The sequence below is a fragment of the Methylobacterium aquaticum genome (assembly GCF_016804325.1).
Taxonomy (GTDB): Bacteria; Pseudomonadota; Alphaproteobacteria; order Rhizobiales; family Beijerinckiaceae; genus Methylobacterium; species Methylobacterium aquaticum_C.
The window spans coordinates 5,561,730-5,575,910 of record NZ_CP043627.1; the positions used below are offsets into that span (position 1 = coordinate 5,561,730).

Annotated in this window: 18 protein-coding genes; 6 read left to right on the forward strand and 12 right to left on the reverse strand. The window is 71.3% G+C overall.

Going from position 1 to position 14,181, the window contains the following annotated elements; translation table 11 throughout:
* Nucleotides 1-118: 118 nt before the first annotated feature.
* The gene (locus F1D61_RS25340; protein ID WP_203154896.1) at nucleotides 119-1,453 is read right to left on the reverse strand and encodes an Nramp family divalent metal transporter; all 1,335 of its coding nucleotides are present in this window, start codon (nucleotides 1,451-1,453) and stop codon (nucleotides 119-121) included.
* Nucleotides 1,454-1,554: 101 nt separating this feature from the next.
* Nucleotides 1,555-2,043 carry a nucleoside deaminase gene (locus F1D61_RS25345; RefSeq protein ID WP_203154898.1) on the reverse strand — a complete coding sequence of 163 codons (489 nt, stop codon included), beginning with the start codon at nucleotides 2,041-2,043 and terminating at the stop codon, nucleotides 1,555-1,557.
* Between the two features lie 44 nt (nucleotides 2,044-2,087).
* On the opposite strand from F1D61_RS25345, the gene F1D61_RS25350 reads away from it, so the two are divergent.
* Together F1D61_RS25350 and rsmD are read left to right on the forward strand one after the other, a co-directional pair.
* Nucleotides 2,088-4,178 (forward strand): pseudouridine synthase, encoded by a 2,091-nt coding sequence (locus F1D61_RS25350; RefSeq protein ID WP_203154900.1) that lies wholly within the window; start codon nucleotides 2,088-2,090, stop codon nucleotides 4,176-4,178.
* A 10-nt stretch (nucleotides 4,179-4,188) separates the two neighbouring features.
* Complete coding sequence (gene rsmD, locus F1D61_RS25355; protein ID WP_203154901.1) at nucleotides 4,189-4,746, forward strand: 16S rRNA (guanine(966)-N(2))-methyltransferase RsmD; 558 nt, start codon at nucleotides 4,189-4,191, stop codon at nucleotides 4,744-4,746.
* Here rsmD and F1D61_RS25360 read toward each other — a convergent pair.
* Nucleotides 4,736-5,443: a trypsin-like serine peptidase gene (locus tag F1D61_RS25360; RefSeq protein WP_246776006.1), complete on the reverse strand. Its 708-nt coding sequence runs from the start codon at nucleotides 5,441-5,443 to the stop codon at nucleotides 4,736-4,738. The two genes, rsmD and F1D61_RS25360, sit on opposite strands and share 11 nt — an antisense overlap.
* A 412-nt stretch (nucleotides 5,444-5,855) precedes the next feature.
* Here F1D61_RS25360 and F1D61_RS25365 point away from each other — a divergent pair, with 412 nt between their 5' ends.
* The 3 genes from F1D61_RS25365 to F1D61_RS25375 all read left to right on the forward strand — a co-directional run bounded on the left by F1D61_RS25365 (nucleotide 5,856) and on the right by F1D61_RS25375 (nucleotide 7,709).
* The gene (locus F1D61_RS25365; RefSeq protein ID WP_203154903.1) at nucleotides 5,856-6,527 is read left to right on the forward strand and encodes a hypothetical protein; all 672 of its coding nucleotides are present in this window, start codon (nucleotides 5,856-5,858) and stop codon (nucleotides 6,525-6,527) included.
* A 140-nt stretch (nucleotides 6,528-6,667) separates the two neighbouring features.
* The gene (locus tag F1D61_RS25370; protein WP_246775530.1) at nucleotides 6,668-7,156 is read left to right on the forward strand and encodes a Rap1a/Tai family immunity protein; all 489 of its coding nucleotides are present in this window, start codon (nucleotides 6,668-6,670) and stop codon (nucleotides 7,154-7,156) included.
* A gap of 232 nt (nucleotides 7,157-7,388) precedes the next feature.
* Nucleotides 7,389-7,709, forward strand: coding sequence for a hypothetical protein (locus F1D61_RS25375; RefSeq protein WP_203154904.1), 321 nt, complete (start codon nucleotides 7,389-7,391; stop codon nucleotides 7,707-7,709).
* A 379-nt stretch (nucleotides 7,710-8,088) separates the two neighbouring features.
* Here F1D61_RS25375 and flaF read toward each other — a convergent pair whose 3' ends face one another.
* Nucleotides 8,089-8,454, reverse strand: a complete 366-nt coding sequence (gene flaF / locus F1D61_RS25380) for a flagellar biosynthesis regulator FlaF (RefSeq protein WP_203154905.1) — start codon at nucleotides 8,452-8,454, stop codon at nucleotides 8,089-8,091.
* A gap of 166 nt (nucleotides 8,455-8,620) precedes the next feature.
* Between flaF and F1D61_RS25385 the strand changes: the two genes are divergently transcribed.
* Nucleotides 8,621-8,875 carry a hypothetical protein gene (locus tag F1D61_RS25385; RefSeq protein WP_203154907.1) on the forward strand — a complete coding sequence of 85 codons (255 nt, stop codon included), beginning with the start codon at nucleotides 8,621-8,623 and terminating at the stop codon, nucleotides 8,873-8,875.
* Nucleotides 8,876-8,996: 121 nt separating this feature from the next.
* Here the strand turns inward: F1D61_RS25385 and F1D61_RS25390 are convergent, their stop codons facing one another.
* The 8 genes from F1D61_RS25390 to F1D61_RS25425 all read right to left on the reverse strand — a co-directional run bounded on the left by F1D61_RS25390 (nucleotide 8,997) and on the right by F1D61_RS25425 (nucleotide 14,173).
* Complete coding sequence (locus F1D61_RS25390; protein ID WP_203154909.1) at nucleotides 8,997-9,140, reverse strand: hypothetical protein; 144 nt, start codon at nucleotides 9,138-9,140, stop codon at nucleotides 8,997-8,999.
* A gap of 139 nt (nucleotides 9,141-9,279) precedes the next feature.
* The gene (locus tag F1D61_RS25395) at nucleotides 9,280-9,591 is read right to left on the reverse strand and encodes a hypothetical protein (RefSeq protein ID WP_246775531.1); all 312 of its coding nucleotides are present in this window, start codon (nucleotides 9,589-9,591) and stop codon (nucleotides 9,280-9,282) included.
* A 196-nt stretch (nucleotides 9,592-9,787) separates the two neighbouring features.
* Nucleotides 9,788-10,300: a metallophosphoesterase family protein gene (locus F1D61_RS25400; protein ID WP_203154911.1), complete on the reverse strand. Its 513-nt coding sequence runs from the start codon at nucleotides 10,298-10,300 to the stop codon at nucleotides 9,788-9,790.
* An 82-nt stretch (nucleotides 10,301-10,382) separates the two neighbouring features.
* Nucleotides 10,383-11,375: an energy transducer TonB family protein gene (locus F1D61_RS25405; RefSeq protein ID WP_203154912.1), complete on the reverse strand. Its 993-nt coding sequence runs from the start codon at nucleotides 11,373-11,375 to the stop codon at nucleotides 10,383-10,385.
* Nucleotides 11,376-11,406: 31 nt separating this feature from the next.
* A complete protein-coding gene (gene tolR, locus F1D61_RS25410) occupies nucleotides 11,407-11,877 on the reverse strand; it encodes a protein TolR (protein WP_203154913.1) in 471 nt (156 codons plus the stop codon).
* Nucleotides 11,878-12,069: 192 nt separating this feature from the next.
* Nucleotides 12,070-12,762, reverse strand: a complete 693-nt coding sequence (locus F1D61_RS25415) for a MotA/TolQ/ExbB proton channel family protein (protein WP_203154914.1) — start codon at nucleotides 12,760-12,762, stop codon at nucleotides 12,070-12,072.
* A gap of 41 nt (nucleotides 12,763-12,803) precedes the next feature.
* Entirely contained in the window at nucleotides 12,804-13,358 is a 555-nt protein-coding gene (locus F1D61_RS25420; protein ID WP_203154915.1) for a Tat pathway signal protein, read from the reverse strand.
* A 335-nt stretch (nucleotides 13,359-13,693) separates the two neighbouring features.
* Nucleotides 13,694-14,173 (reverse strand): photosystem reaction center subunit H, encoded by a 480-nt coding sequence (locus tag F1D61_RS25425; protein ID WP_246775532.1) that lies wholly within the window; start codon nucleotides 14,171-14,173, stop codon nucleotides 13,694-13,696.
* Nucleotides 14,174-14,181: the final 8 nt, after the last annotated feature.

Here is a 14,181-nt window from a genome sequence, read left to right on the forward strand (position 1 = left end):
TTAAAGCGTCAACGACCGCGCTTGTTCCGAGTTCTCGGCCCGTTAGACTCTCCGACTCCGCCCAAATGTTGTGCAAGCGCCACACCTCTGCGCTTGCGTCTGTTTCCCGACATCCGCGTCAGCCGCCCATGAAGGTGTCGACGAGAAGCTTCAGGTTCAGGACCACGATCACGGCGGCGATGGTCCAGGACAGGATCGACAGCCAGGCCGGGACGACGAAGACGCCCATCTTGCCCCGGTCGGACACGAAGCGCACCAGCGGGATCACCGCGAAGGGCAGCTGCATCGACAGGACGACCTGGCTCAGCACCAGGAGCCGGGCGGTGCCCGCGTCGCCGTAGAGGGCGGTGACGACCACCACCGGCACGATGGCGATGCTGCGGGTGACGAGGCGGCGCGCCCAGTCGGGCAGGCGCAGGCGCAGGAAGCCCTCCATCACGATCTGGCCGGCGAGCGTCGCGGTGACCGTGGAATTGAGGCCCGAGGCCAGGAGCGCGAGCGCGAACAGGGTCGAGGCGAGACCGACGCCGAGCAGCGGCGAGAGCAGGGCATGCGCCTCCTCGATCTCCTGCACCCCGGTATGGCCGGTGCCGTGGAAGACCTTGGCCGCCATGATGAGGATCGCCGCGTTGACGAAGAGCGCGAGCGTCAGCGCGATGGTCGAATCGGCGGTGGCGAACCGGATCGCGCTGCGCTTGCCCGCCTCGTCGCGGGGATAGGCGCGGGTCTGCACGATCGAGGAATGCAGGTAGAGATTGTGCGGCATCACCGTGGCGCCGATGATGCCGATGGCGAGGTAGAGCACCGCCGGGTTGGTGACGATTTCAGGGGACGGCACGAAGCCGCCGAGCACGTCGCGGATCGGCGGCGCGGCCATGGCGATCTGGACCGCGAAGCAGACGAAGATGATCGACAGAAGCGCGATCACGAAGGCTTCGAGGGCGCGAAAGCCCCGGCGCATCAGGAGCAGGATCAGCAGCACGTCGAGCCCGGTCAGGATCGCGCCGGCGAGCAGCGGCAGGCCGAACAGGAGCTTCAGGGCGATGGCGGTGCCGATCACCTCGGCGAGGTCGCAGGCGATGATCGCCGCCTCGCAGGCGAGCCAGAGCGCGATCCCGACCGGCCGGGAATAGGCGTCGCGGCAGGCCTGGGCCAGGTCGCGGCCGGTGGCGATGCCGAGCCGTGCGGCCAGCGACTGGAGCACCACCGCCATCAGGTTCGACAGCAGGATGACGGCGAGCAGGGTGTAGCCGAACTGCGCGCCTCCGGCGATGTCGGTGGCCCAGTTGCCCGGGTCCATGTAGCCGACCGACACCATGTAGCCGGGGCCCAGGAAGGCGAGGAGCCGCCGGGGCCACGAGCCGGTGGCCAGTACCGGCACGCTCGCATTCATCGCCCCGAGGCTCGGCTCCGCCGCCCCGGTGCCGGCGCGCCACGCCCATCCGTCCCGCATCCGCCCGTGCTCCCTCGCTCCAGCGCCACTCATATAGCCACTGCTATATTGATTTGAGAAGGCTGAATTCCAGGGCGTCGGCGGCGGTCGCGGTATCCGGTTCAGGGCCGCCGGTCGCGAAAGAAGTCGCGCAGCAGGGCCGCCGCCTCGCTCTCGCGAAAGCCGCCATAGACCTCCGGGGCGTGGTGGCAGGTCGGCTGGTTGAAGAAGCGCGGCCCGTGCTCGACGGCGCCGCCCTTCGGGTCGGCGGCGGCGAAGTAGAGCCGGCGGATGCGCGCGAAGCTGATCGCCCCGGCGCACATCGCGCAGGGCTCCAGGGTGACGTAGAGGTCGCAGCCGGTCAGGCGCTCGTCGTCGAGGGCGGCGCAGGCGGCGCGGATCGCCAGGATCTCGGCATGCGCCGTCGGGTCGCGCGCGGCCCTGGGGCGGTTGCCGGCGACCGACAGCACGATCCCGTCGCGCACCACGACGGCGCCCACCGGTACCTCGCCGCGGGAGGCCGCCTTGCGCGCGGCGTCGAAGGCGAGGCCGAGGGGATCGGTTCGTGACGCCCCGCTTGGCGACAGGTCCCCCCTTGCAAAATCGCGCATCGGTTCCACTCGCATCGACAGACCCCGTCTGGTATCAGGCGCGCATGAACGACATCAACGACGACGAGACCGGGGCGCCGCAGCGGCGTCGCGGACGGGACGAGGCATCCGCGGGCTCCCCGGAGCGCCAGGCTTCCAGCACGCGCGGGGCGGCACCCGCCAAGCCGGCCGTGGCGGCCGAGCCGGAGCCGGAGCGCATCGCCAAGGCGATCGCCCGGGCGGGCGTGGCCTCGCGCCGCGACGCCGAGGCGATGATCGCGGAAGGCCGCGTGACCCTGAACGGCCAGCGCCTCGATTCGCCGGCGGTCAACGTGACGCCGAGCGACCGCATCACGATCGACGGCGAGCCGCTGCCGACCCGCGAGCGCACCCGCCTGTGGCTGTTCCACAAGCCCCGCGGCGTCGTCACCACCGCCCGCGACCCGGAAGGGCGCCAGACGGTGTTCGACGCCCTGCCCGAGGACATGCCCCGGGTGGTGGCGATCGGCCGGCTCGACATCAACACCGAGGGGCTCCTGCTCCTCACCAACGATGGCGGGCTCGCCAAGGTCATCGCCCACCCGGAGACCGGCTGGCTGCGCCGCTACCGCGTGCGCGCCTTCGGCGACGTCGACCAGGGGATGCTGGACGGTCTGCGCAAGGGCGTGACCATCGACGGGATGGAATACGGTCCGGTCGAGGCGACGATCGACCGGGCGCAGGGCGACAACGTCTGGCTGACGCTCGGCCTGCGCGAGGGCAAGAACCGCGAGGTCAAGCGGATCCTCGAACATCTCGGCCTGTCGGTGAACCGGCTGATCCGGCTCTCCTTCGGCCCGTTCCAGCTCGGCGAGCTCGAGGTCGGGCTGGTCGAGGAGATCCGCACCCGGGTGCTGAAGGACCAGCTCGGCCACTCGCTCGCCGAGCAGGCGGGCGTCGACTTCACCAGCCCGGTGCGCGAGCCGATCGCCCCGTTCGGCTCGCCGAAGGCCGCCGCCCGGGCGGCGCAGCAGGAGGGGTCGCCCCGTGGGCGCGACCCGGCCCGCCCGCAATTCGGCAAGCCGCCCGCGGCCCAGGTCGGCCGCCGGGCTCCGGTTCGGACGGTCTGGCGCGATTCCGAGGCCGAGGCCGCCGGCGACCTGCCGAATCGCGGCCGGGTGCATCGGCGCGGCGACAGCCCGCAGGAGATCCGCGCCGCGATGGCGGATGCCCCGCGCAAGCGCGTCGGCGCCATCGCGTCGGGCGACCGCCGGGTGCTGGTCGAGCGCCTGGTGCCCGCGCCGCAGGACGAGGCGGCGCCGCATCGCCGCACCAAGTTCCGCGGCGACGACCGGGACGGCGCGTCGAACCGGGGCCCGAGTGCCAACCGGGGTCCCGGCGGCGACGACCGCCCGATGCGCCGCTCCCGCGACGACGTCGCGCCGAGGGGCGGCGCCAAGGCCGGCCTCGGCGACGATGGCGGCCGTGGCCGCGGCTTCGGCCGGCCCGGCGGGCGCCCCGAGGGCGGCGAGGGCCGCGGCTTCGGCGGCAACAAGAGCTTCGGCGGCCGCGGCGAAGGCCGTTCCTTCGGGGGTGAAGGCCGTGGTCCCGGTGGCGGCGGTCGCTCGTTCGAGGGTCGTTCCGGCGGCGAGGGTCGCTCCTTCGGCGGCGAGGGCCGCGGTCCCGGCGGCGGCGGTCGCTCGTTCGAGGGTCGGTCCGGTGGCGAAGGCCGGTCCTTCGGCGGTGGGAACCGCGGCTTCGGGGCCAAGGGCGAGGGCCGTCCGGGCGGTGGTCGTTCGTTCGAGGGCCGCTCCGGTGGCGGCGAAGGTCGCTCCTTCGGGGGCGAGGGCCGTGGCGGCGGCGGGCGCTCGTTCGAGGGTCGCTCCGGCGGCGGCGAGGGCCGCTCGTTCGGGGGCAAGCCCGGCGGCAAGTCCTTTGGTGACAAGTCCTTCGGCGCGAAGCCCGGCGGCGGCGGCAAGTCCTTCGGCGGCAAGTCCTTCGGCGGCAAGCCCTTCGGCGCCAAGGGCGAGGGCCGTCCCGGCGGCGGTGGCCGGCCGGGGGGCAAGCCGTTCGGCAAGCCCGGCGGCGGCTTCCGCGCCGGTGGCGGCGGTGGGTCGAAGCCCGGCGGGCGCGGTGGCCGTCCGGGCGGTGGCGGCGGCCGGCCGCCGCGCGGCTGAGCGCTGAGCGATGCGGATCGTCGGAGGGGAATTGCGCGGCCGCGGCCTCGCCGGGCCGCGCAGCGACGCGATCCGGCCGACCTCGGACCGGCTGCGCGAGGCGATGTTCAACGTCCTCACGCATGCCTATGACGATCCGGTCGCGGGGGCCCGCGTCCTCGACCTGTTCGCCGGCACCGGGGCGCTCGCCTGCGAGGCGATCTCCCGCGGCGCGGCCTTCGCGCTCCTCGTCGACGAGGGGGCGGAGGCCCGCGGCGTGATCCGCCAGAACCTCGACACCCTCGGGCTCGGCGGGGTGACGCGGCTGTTTCGCCGCGACGCCACGCGTCTCGGTGCCGCGCCGCCCGGCGAGCGCTTCGGCCTCGTCTTCTGCGATCCGCCCTATGGCCGCGACCTCGCCCCCAAGGCGTTGAGCGCGGCGCGCGACGGCGGCTGGCTCGCGGACGACGCCCTGGCGGTGGTGGAGGAGGCGGCCTCCGCAACCCTCACGGCGCCGGACGGCTTCTCGGAGCTGGAGCGCCGGACCTACGGCGACACGCAGGTGGCGTTCTGGCGCCTCATTTCCTGACCATCTCGTCGAGCGCCGCCGCGAAGCTGCCGGCGGCGACGCCGGCACCCCGGCCCGCGCGATAGGCCCGTCCGACCCGCTCGCCGCCCGTCACCGCCGTGTGGATGCCGACGAGCGCCGCCGCACCGTCGGCATCGAGCACCAGGACCGGCGCCCCGGATTCCCCCGACATCGACTCGCACGTATCGGTCAGCTGGCCCGGGACCGGTGCGTCGATCCGCACCGCGCAGCCGCGGTCGATCACCGGCAGGTACGGCCGGTCGGCGGCGTAGCCGGCGAGCGCCACCACCGTGCCCGGCCGGCTCTTCGGCAGGTCGGCTCTCGCCAGCACGAGCCACGGCACCGGCTTGAGCGGCAGCGTCGTGCGCAGGGTGAGGATCACCCAGTCGCGCCCGATCATCTCGGCGGCGATGCCGCCGGGATGCGGCCGCATCGCCAGCCGCAGGTCGATGCCCGGGGCGAGCCGGAAGGCCTCGACCTCGGCGGTGCCGGCATTCCGGTCGCGGGCCTGGCCGGCGACGAAGAAGACCTGATGCGGCTTGACCCAGGTATCGAGGCGGTCGTCGAACAGGCAATGCGCGGCGGTGAGCACGTGGCGCGGCCCGACCAGGGTGCCGGTGCAATGGCTGCGATGCGCCGGCCCCTTCGCCACGTTCACGCGCCCGATCGCGGTGAACGGCCAGGCCGTCGGCTCCATCGGCACGCGCCGGTCCGGCGCCTGGGCGTGGACCGGGCCGGCCGGCGAGAGGGCCAGGGCGAGGATCGCGCGAACCAGGACGCGTGTTGTTGCATGCGTTCTTGCGCGTGTTCTCGCGCGTGTTCTCGCGCGTATTCCTGGCGGCATCGTCCCCGGCTCCCGTCGCGTCGTCGCCTCTCGTCGCCATCCAGGACCAGGGCCGGGGATGGCGGGTTTCGGTCCGGATTCCGGCGCCGACGCACCCTTGCCGGGCTCGTGCCCTATCCGATCGGAGAGGGGCCGAGCGGCACGATCATAAATTGTTCATCGTTGGCGGAAAGCCCGGAACTGGCAGGCTGCCGTCGAGGTTAAACCGCCGAGTACCAGTACAGATTTCTCACAATCGCCACCACACACGCACTGGAGGGGCTCGATGCCGCTGCACCAGACCATGCCGGCTGCCCGGCTTCGCGCCCTGCTCCTGGCCATGACGTCGGGGTGCCTGCTCGTCGCCTCGAGCGCGGGCGCCCGCGCCGAGAATGACGGCCTCGATTTCCTCCGCCAGATCTTCTCCGGTCCTGCCGCCGCCCCGGCGCCGGTGGCGCAGCCCTACGCCGTGCAGCCCTACGACGCGCCGATCCGGCAGCGGGCGACCCGGCGCCACCGCATCTCGGTCAAGGCCCTGCGCGGGCGCACCCGCTACGTCGCCCTGCCGAAGGCCGAGGTGAAGACCAAGGAAAAGGAGCCGAAGCCCCTGGCGATCGCGGTGTCGCCGCTCAAGTCCCTCGATGCCCGCACCGCGCTCCTGCGCGACCCGACCCTGCGCCCCGGCGACATCGTCATCATGCCCGAGGGGCCGCGGGTGTTCCAGGGCGAGGCCGACACCGACAAGCACTCGATGCGCGACTTCCAGGACGTGAACCGTCCCGGCGTGGTGGCGGCCAAGACCCGCAAGGAGTTGCTGGCCATGACGGCGCCGATCGGCGCGCTGCCGGCCGATGCCGCCCGCCGGATGATGGCGCAGTACCAGAAGGTCTCCGCGACCACGGTTCCGACCCCGCGCGTCGAGGCGGCGCTTGCCCGGGTGGTCTATCCGGCGCGCTGAGTCATCCCCGGACCTCGCTGTTTCAAGCCTGCGGCAACGAGGGTGTGACTCGTGTTGAGCGGCGCGGCGCGGCGTCCGGCTGCGCTTGCTAGGATGGGACAGACCGCAACCGGCGGTCGTCCGCGTCGAGTTGTGTCCGCATGTCGATCCCGAGCAGGTTCCCGAACCGTCCCCGCGGGTTCTCGAACCGCCTGCCGTCATCCGGCGAGACCCTGCGACGCCCCGCTTCCCGGTTTCCTTCCGGCATCCTTCTGGCGGTCCTGATCTCCGCCGGGGCGGCGATGGCGCCGTTGCCGGTGCGGGCCGCCGAGGGCGCGGTACTGGTGGCGCAGTGCAAGAGCCTGCTGCGCGGTGCCAAGGTACGGGGCAACGACGTCGAGTTCCGTCAGGATCCGGAGACCGTCGGCTGCTGGGCCTTCATGGCCGCGGTGCAGGATCTCGCCGGCGTCGCCGATACCGCCAACCAGCCGCCGATCCTCGGTGCCTGCCTGCCACCCGACGGCAACCGCCTGCAGCTCGTGCAGGCCGTGGTGAAGTACGGCGCCGCCCATCCGCCGGCCCTGCGCGAGCCGGCCGGCGTCCTGGCGCTCCTGGCCCTGCGCGATGCATTCCCGTGCCGCAAGGATTAGGGACGAACCCCGTCCCGGCAAAGGTCTCGTCCACAGTCGCAGGATGAGACCCTGCCGCTGAAACGATCAGCCGGACGCAGCCTGTCCGGCTTGATCGCCGCTTCCGCCAAAAGGTTCCCGGCAATATTTGCGGCGGCCCCGCTTGCGCCCGCCGATGCGCACCATACTCTCAGAGAGTAGACGGGACGAGGCGACGATCCTCTCCCGCGACCCGCTCGATCGGAGGATGAACATGGCCAAGGCCGACAGGCACAACATGGGTCCCGGGGCGCAGGGCAAGGGCTCCGGCACCGGCGCCATGACCGAATTGCCCGAGGGCATCCTCGAGGAGAACATGGTGCTGAGCAACCGCGACAAGGCCCAGCACGGGGCGGAGCGCGGTCTCGACGGGAAGTTCGTGCAGACCGAGCAGTATCACGACCACGCCGCCAACCGGCGCAACTTCGATCAGACGATGTCCGAGCGGGCCGACCAGAACACCGGCGGCCTGGAAGCGGCGATGACCACGGTGTCGGGTGACGACAGCGCGCTGGCGCATCGGCAGCAGAAATAGGTGCAGACTGGCGGGGGGCCTCGATCCGTTCGGATGACCGATCCCGAAGGTGCGCCGGTGCGTGAGACGCGCGCGAACCCTCCCCCTCTGCGGGGGAGGGTGCCCCACGGAGTGGGGCGGGAGAGGGGGCGACGCTTCCGGAAAGGTCGCGGCCTCCTTGATGAGACGCGCCACCTAGATCAGCGTCGCGCTGCCCCTCTCCCGGCTCACTGCGTTCGCCACCCTCCCCCGTAGAGGGGGGAGGGTTGTTGCGCGGCGGCCGTTGCTTCCACAGCATATATCCTGCTGCGTCGCGAAACGTGACGGCATAGAATTGAATGATGCGAAGGGTCTGAGTTCCGCTTCAGGAAAACAATCGACCGCTCTCACCCGACAGCGTTCAAGGATTCCCGCGCAGCCCGTTCGCCAGTTCGCGGTTGATCCGGATCAGGGCGGTCAGCTTGTCGGCGGTGGGATCGATCATCGCATCGAGGGTGCGGGTGAACACGAAGGCGCCGAGGCGGGCCATCGAGGTCTTCAGCTCCTCGGGCAGCGGCGCGTCCGGTTCCGTCGCGGCGGAGGACAGCAGCGTCCAGACCTTGCGGTTGAAGCCGAGGGCGTCGTTGAGGGTCGCCTGCTGGACGTCCCAATTGTCCTGGATCGCTTGCAGGCGGGCTGCAGCCTTGATCAGAACCGCGGCCTCGGCCTCGCGGGGGGTCAGCGCCACCTGGGCCGTTCTCGCGTAGGCGTTCGCCGCGTAGCTCATCGTCTGCCTCTCCGCCTGGCCGCTGAAGCGGCCTCGGAGGCAGGTCTGCCATCGATTTGTTAAGCTAGGGTTGTGAAACAGGCGCGACGTTGCGGCAGCCCGCCTGCACTCCGTGTCGGTGATTCGCCTTCAAACCGCTACGATGTCGGCGCAAGGACCGACCACTATGCTGAATTTCCTCCTCGGCGCCGTCGCGGGCGCATTGATGGCCGCCGTCGCGACGGTCGCGGCCCTGCGCAATCCGGAAACCCAGGTGAAGATGGGGATCGTGCAGCCCGCCCCGGCGGTGATCCAGACCCGGCGCCCGGAGCCGGTCTGTCCGCCGCCGCCGGTGCAAACCCAGGTCCAGGCGGGAAGCCCGCAGGTCGGTCAACCGGAGATGCTGTTCGCCCGGCGCCGGTTCTGGTCGGTGGCGCCGTAGGATCCCGGCGCCGCGCGAAGCGGATGTCGCACAAGTCGCGACTGGTCGTGCCTCAGAAACTTTGAAGAACAAAAATCCGAGTGGACGACGCGCCGGCGTGCCGACGCAAGTCCGCCTGGCTTCAGACGCTGCTGAGCAGCAGCATCACCACGGTCGTCGCCGCGGTCGAGCCGAGGAAGCCGCAGAGCGCCGCGGTGAACGAATGGGCCCCGGCGGTCGGAGCGGAGAGGCGGGACTCGGTGGAGGTCTGGCTGGCGCTGGTCAAGGCGGGTGATCCGATCCGGCGCGCCTCAAGTCACGGCAGCGCCTGGTGAGAGTGATGGGTTAATCGTACGTGAAAGGGTGTGCGCTACGGCACGCGCCCATGCAGTTTCCGACGGATCGCTTCGCGATCCGGAAACCGGTCAATCGCAGCGGAAGAACCGCTTCTCCTGGCGCACCGAGCGAAGGGCGCTCTTGAGGTCGACCGAGGCGACGCCGAGCCCGCAATCCTCGAGATTGTCGCGGGCATCCTCGTAGCGGTCCTCAGCATCGCCGAGATTGTCGCAGACGCGGTCGCGATCGCCGATGCGGGCATCCTGCCGGGCCTGGAACCGCAGGGCACCGGCCTCGTCGATCTTGCGCTGGGCGCCGATGCAGGCCGGCTGGGCCAGGGCCGGGCCTGCGGCGAGCAGAAGGGCGGCGGCGAGCGGCCAGCCGAGCGGGAGACGACGCATGACGGTCATCGTTGAACTCACGAAAGATTTGGGATCGAAGCTTTGGAGGTCTGCCTCTTCGATGAGGTGTGATGCCAAGCTTGCTGATTGTGACCGAAGAACGTCGAGGGCGCCCGCGGGGTTCCGCGCAAAACTGCTCAGATGGACGGCAGGGATCCCGGGCCGGACAAGCGTTGCGCGGCGGGCACGGACGGTTTCAAGTCACGGTGCGCCGGCGGCTGGTCGCGCGGATCGTCTCCAGGGTCACAGGCCGGAAATCCCAGGCATCGACGCCGACATCGTATTGCCGGGTCGCCGGCTTGAGCTTGCCGTGGGAATGGCCGTGCAGGTCGAGGACGCCGCGTCCCATCCGGTTCCAGGTCCGGAAGGCGTAGTGGCACAGAACGAGGTGCTGCCCGTCGACGTCGATCTCGGCGTAATGCGCGATGCTGAGCCACCCGTGCGCCGCGAGCGTCGCCGGCCCGTCGTTGTTGCCGACGATCAGGTGCTTTTGTCCGTTGAGCGCCGAGAGCAGGGCCTGGACCCGCTCCGGCGGCGGCCCCAGGGCGAAGTCGCCGAGATGCCAGACGGTGTCGTCCGGCTCCACCATGGCGTTCCAGTTCTCGATCAGGGCCGCGTCGTGGGTGGCGAGGTCGGGAAAGGGCCGGCGGTCGATGCGCAGCACCCGCGGGTCGCCGAAATGGGTGTCGCTGGTGAAGTAGGTGGTCATGCGGCGTCCGATCGGTCGCTTGGGCGTTCCCAGGCAGCCGATCGGAAATCCTGTCGGCCGGCGGAGTTCCGCCGGCTCGTCCTCAGTTGAACCGCACCGGCAGGGTGAAGCTCTGCTGGGCGCCGGTGAACTCCGACGGGGCCGGCGGCACGCTGCCCGAGGCCGCCGCCACGGCCGCGGCGTCGATGCTGGGATTGCCGCTGCTGCCGGCGAGCGAGGCGCCGATCACCCGGCCGGAGCGCGAGACGGTGAAGCGGACCGTCGCGGTGCCGCTCGCCCCGACGCTGCGGACCCGCCCCTGGATCGCCCCGCGCACCATCGCGCCCCAGGCCCGGGCGGCGTTGGCGCTGGCAGCGGCCGAGGCGCCGCCCTGGTTCATCTGCGAGGCGGCGGCCGCGCTGCGGCGCTGGCGGGCGGCCTCGAGCCGGCGCTCGGCCGCCCTCTCGGCCTCGCGCCTGATCTCCGCCTCGCGCCGGAGGTCGCGCTGCGGCTTCTCGACCGGCTTCGGCTTCTCGACGGGCTTGGGCTTCTCCACCGGCTTGGGCTTGGGCGTGGGCTTGGGAACGGGCTTCGGGACCGGCTTCGGCAACTCCACGGGCTTGGCCACGACGGCCGCCGGTGCCTCGGTGTTGGTCGAGGTGACGACCTGCTCCTCGGGCTCCTGCACCGCCTCCACCGCCTCGGGCGGCTTCTCCATCGGCACCGCCTCGGCCGGGACCTGCTCGACCGGGGTCTCCTGCGGCACCTCCTCCGCCTTCGTCTCGGGCGGCGGCGTGTCGACCGGCACCGTGTCGGACGGCGGCTCGGCCATCGGGACGGTCTTGGGCTCGGTCGTGTCGGTGGGGGTCGGGGCGTTCTCGACGTCCTGCGCCTGGTTCGGCACGTCGATCGCCGCCATGTCCGGCGCGAGATCGATGGCGATCTCGTTCTCGCCGGGCGGGGCCGGCGGGCCGCGCCAGTAGGTCAGGGCGAAGAGGCCGCCGGCATGCAGGGCGAGCGCCACCAGGAAGGCGAGGCCGAGGCCCGTCCCCGGCTCCCGCGGCTCCGGCGCGTCGGTCGTCACGGTGTGGCTCATGGGCTGATTTCTGGCGGGCTGATTTCTGGGCTTATCGCGGGGCCGCAGGCGCGGGCGTCGCCGCCCCGCCCGGGGGAGCGTTGGCGATCAGCGAGACCTTGGCGAAGCCGGCCTGGCCGACGAGGCCCATCACCTCCATCACCTTGCCGTAGGGCACGTCCTTGTCGCCGCGCACCAGCACGGTCTGGCCCGGATCCTCGGCGGCGAGCGTCTTCAGGCGGGCGAGCGCGGTGTCGGCCGGCAGCAATTCCTTGGCGAGGAAGGCCTGGCCGTCCTTGTCGATCGAGACCACCACGGGCTTCTTCGATTCCGCGCTCTTGGCGGCGGCGGTCTTCGGCAGCTGCACCGGCACGCCGACGGTCATGAGAGGGGCCGCGACCATGAAGATGATCAGCAGCACCAGCATCACGTCGACCATCGGGGTGACGTTGATCTCGGACATCGGCGCGGCGTCGAAATCATCGTCGTCGCCGGCGCCGGCCTGCACCGGTCCCATACCCATCTGACGGGCCTCCGGCCGCCTGCCCGATGGGGCAGGGGCTCTACGCGGTGAACGGGAAGAACGAACTTATACCAATGGCCCGAGATGCTGACGCATCGGGCCATTGAGCCATCTCGAATTGTCTATGCCAAGCCAGAGGCTTGACGAAAATTCGAGAACGGAACCAAAGGTCGTTTCCAACGACCGTTGGTCTTACTCGGCCGCGGCGCTGCGGGCGTGGTGGCTGCGGTCGCGCGCCAGCCGGTTGCCCAGGGTGCCGATGCCGGAGACGAAGGACGCCTGGATCCGGCCGAGATCGGTCGAGAACTTGTTGTAGGCCAGCACCGCCGGGATCGCGACCACGAGGCCGATGGCGGTGGCGAACAACGCCTCGGCGATGCCCGGCGCCACCACGGCGAGGCTGGTGTCCTGGCTCTTCGCGATCGACGAGAACGAGTTCATGATGCCCCAGACCGTGCCGAACAGGCCGATGAACGGGGCCGCCGAGCCGGCACTGGCCAGGAAGGGCAGGCCGATCTGCATCCGCTTGATGTCGAGGGTCAGCGCCGCCCGCATCGCGCGCTCGATGCGCTCGCGCCGCTCGGCCCGGGTCTCGCTCGAATCCTGGTCGCGCCAGGCCTCCTGGGCGGCGGCGACCACCCGGGCGGAGACGCCCGAGCGCGCCTCCGGCATGCCGCCGGTGGCGACGAGGCGGTTAAAGGCCTTGGCCTGGCGCCGGGCGCTGGCGAGGCGCACGATCTTCTCGAGGATGATCGTCCAGGAGACCAGCGAGGCCAGGACCAGGAGGATCATCACCCCCTTCACGATCGGGTCGGCCTGCAGGAAGAGCCCGAGGAAGGAGAAATCGTGGCCGGCAGTCGCGGCGGGCACGGTGGTCGGATCCATCTCGGCGGTCTCCGGAAGGAAGGGATGGAGGGAGGGACGGCTCAGCGCACGAACGGCGCGGCGCCCTTGGTGGAGGAGGGCTCGATGCGCTCCAGGCAGGATTCGCGGGTCAGGTCGTGCCCCGCCGCGTCCTTGCCGTCGCAGGCCGCCACGTCGTTGAGCAGCACCCGGCCGACCTGGGCGCAGGGGGTGGGGGAGATCTCGAACTGTCGCAGCGTCGTCTTGCGCGCCGGCAGGGGCCCGAGCTCGACCATGCTGCGCTTCTGCACGATGCCGTCGGGGTCGAAGGCGTAGAGATCGAGGCGCAGCGACTTGATCGGGCCGCCCTTGCCGTTCTCGACGACCAGCACCGCCTTGCAGGCCTCAGCCACGGTCTCGAGCTTGTTCAGCTCCACGCGCAGAGGCGGGCCGGCGGGCTGGCTCACGGCGGCGGGGGTGACGGCCGCCTGCGCGTCGGACCCTTGTGCCTGGGTTCCCTGTGCCTGAGTTCCCTGGGCCTGGCTTCCTGGCGCGTCGGCCGGTGCCGCCTGGGCGGTCGCCATCGGCGACAGGGCGAGGCCGAGGGCCAAAGCGCAGCCGATGCGGGCCCGAGACATGCTGGCCCAAGACCGGGGCAACCCTTGCGTGAGCACGTCGTGCGACTCCTCTGGGACGGCGACAAGCCAACGGCCATCGGCGCGCGGGCCGGCCGCCCATGGGGGCGTCGGCGCGACGCCTCCTCGGCTCTCGCTCCTGTTCGTCGGACAAGGCCGGCATCCCCGGAAGACGATCCCGGGCCGCCAGCAGGAACGAACTAGCGAGGTGGCCGGGCGGGATCAAGGCCGCCGGCGAAACTCAGAGGAATTCCAATCTGTTACACGAACCGTTGCCGGAGCCCCAACGGAGATGGCGGGATCCTGTTGCCACATTATCCCGCCCGTTCGATCGAGGGTTACTTCGCCTTCGTCTCCGGGGTCTTCTCGGGAGACTTCTCCGGCACCTTGGGAGCCCTGGCCTTCTCGACGGCCTCGGCCTTCTCCTCGTCGGTGTCGCCGCTCTGGTCGATCGCCCGCTCGGGGTTGGCGGCCAGTCCGCGCAGGACCGCCAGAACCTGGGCGCAGACCTGCGGGTGCTTGTAGGCATCCAGCACCACGGCGGCGTCGCGCAGGGTGCGCAGGTCGCGCACGGTCTGCTCGTTGGCCGAGCGCTGCAATTCGGGCGACTTCGCGATCACGTCCTCGAGGCGCAGGCCGACCACGTCGCAGGCCGCGCTCGGGGCGGGGGCCGCCGCCGGTGCCGCTTGTGCCGGCATCGGCGGCGCGTCCTTGGGCGGCGCGTCCTTGGCTCCGGCGGTGAGGGCGTGGCCGGCGAGCACGAGGGCCAGGAGACCGGAGAGGACGAAGGGCGGGCGCATCGGTTGACGGAGCTCCATCTGGGGCA

What these genes read in the sequence shown, in the direction of transcription:
- F1D61_RS25340 (WP_203154896.1), bottom strand. Translation starts at nt 1,453, where the DNA reads ATGCGGGACGGATGGGCGTGGCGCGCCGGCACCGGGGCGGCGGAGCCG.
- F1D61_RS25345 (WP_203154898.1), bottom strand. Translation starts at nt 2,043, where the DNA reads ATGCGCGATTTTGCAAGGGGGGACCTGTCGCCAAGCGGGGCGTCACGA.
- F1D61_RS25350 (WP_203154900.1), top strand. Translation starts at nt 2,088, where the DNA reads ATGAACGACATCAACGACGACGAGACCGGGGCGCCGCAGCGGCGTCGC.
- rsmD (WP_203154901.1), top strand. Translation starts at nt 4,189, where the DNA reads ATGCGGATCGTCGGAGGGGAATTGCGCGGCCGCGGCCTCGCCGGGCCG.
- F1D61_RS25360 (WP_246776006.1), bottom strand. Translation starts at nt 5,443, where the DNA reads ATGGAGCCGACGGCCTGGCCGTTCACCGCGATCGGGCGCGTGAACGTG.
- F1D61_RS25365 (WP_203154903.1), top strand. Translation starts at nt 5,856, where the DNA reads ATGCCGCTGCACCAGACCATGCCGGCTGCCCGGCTTCGCGCCCTGCTC.
- F1D61_RS25370 (WP_246775530.1), top strand. Translation starts at nt 6,668, where the DNA reads ATGTCGATCCCGAGCAGGTTCCCGAACCGTCCCCGCGGGTTCTCGAAC.
- F1D61_RS25375 (WP_203154904.1), top strand. Translation starts at nt 7,389, where the DNA reads ATGGCCAAGGCCGACAGGCACAACATGGGTCCCGGGGCGCAGGGCAAG.
- flaF (WP_203154905.1), bottom strand. Translation starts at nt 8,454, where the DNA reads ATGAGCTACGCGGCGAACGCCTACGCGAGAACGGCCCAGGTGGCGCTG.
- F1D61_RS25385 (WP_203154907.1), top strand. Translation starts at nt 8,621, where the DNA reads ATGCTGAATTTCCTCCTCGGCGCCGTCGCGGGCGCATTGATGGCCGCC.
- F1D61_RS25395 (WP_246775531.1), bottom strand. Translation starts at nt 9,591, where the DNA reads ATGCGTCGTCTCCCGCTCGGCTGGCCGCTCGCCGCCGCCCTTCTGCTC.
- F1D61_RS25400 (WP_203154911.1), bottom strand. Translation starts at nt 10,300, where the DNA reads ATGACCACCTACTTCACCAGCGACACCCATTTCGGCGACCCGCGGGTG.
- F1D61_RS25405 (WP_203154912.1), bottom strand. Translation starts at nt 11,375, where the DNA reads ATGAGCCACACCGTGACGACCGACGCGCCGGAGCCGCGGGAGCCGGGG.
- tolR (WP_203154913.1), bottom strand. Translation starts at nt 11,877, where the DNA reads ATGGGTATGGGACCGGTGCAGGCCGGCGCCGGCGACGACGATGATTTC.
- F1D61_RS25415 (WP_203154914.1), bottom strand. Translation starts at nt 12,762, where the DNA reads ATGGATCCGACCACCGTGCCCGCCGCGACTGCCGGCCACGATTTCTCC.
- F1D61_RS25420 (WP_203154915.1), bottom strand. Translation starts at nt 13,358, where the DNA reads ATGTCTCGGGCCCGCATCGGCTGCGCTTTGGCCCTCGGCCTCGCCCTG.
- F1D61_RS25425 (WP_246775532.1), bottom strand. Translation starts at nt 14,173, where the DNA reads ATGGAGCTCCGTCAACCGATGCGCCCGCCCTTCGTCCTCTCCGGTCTC.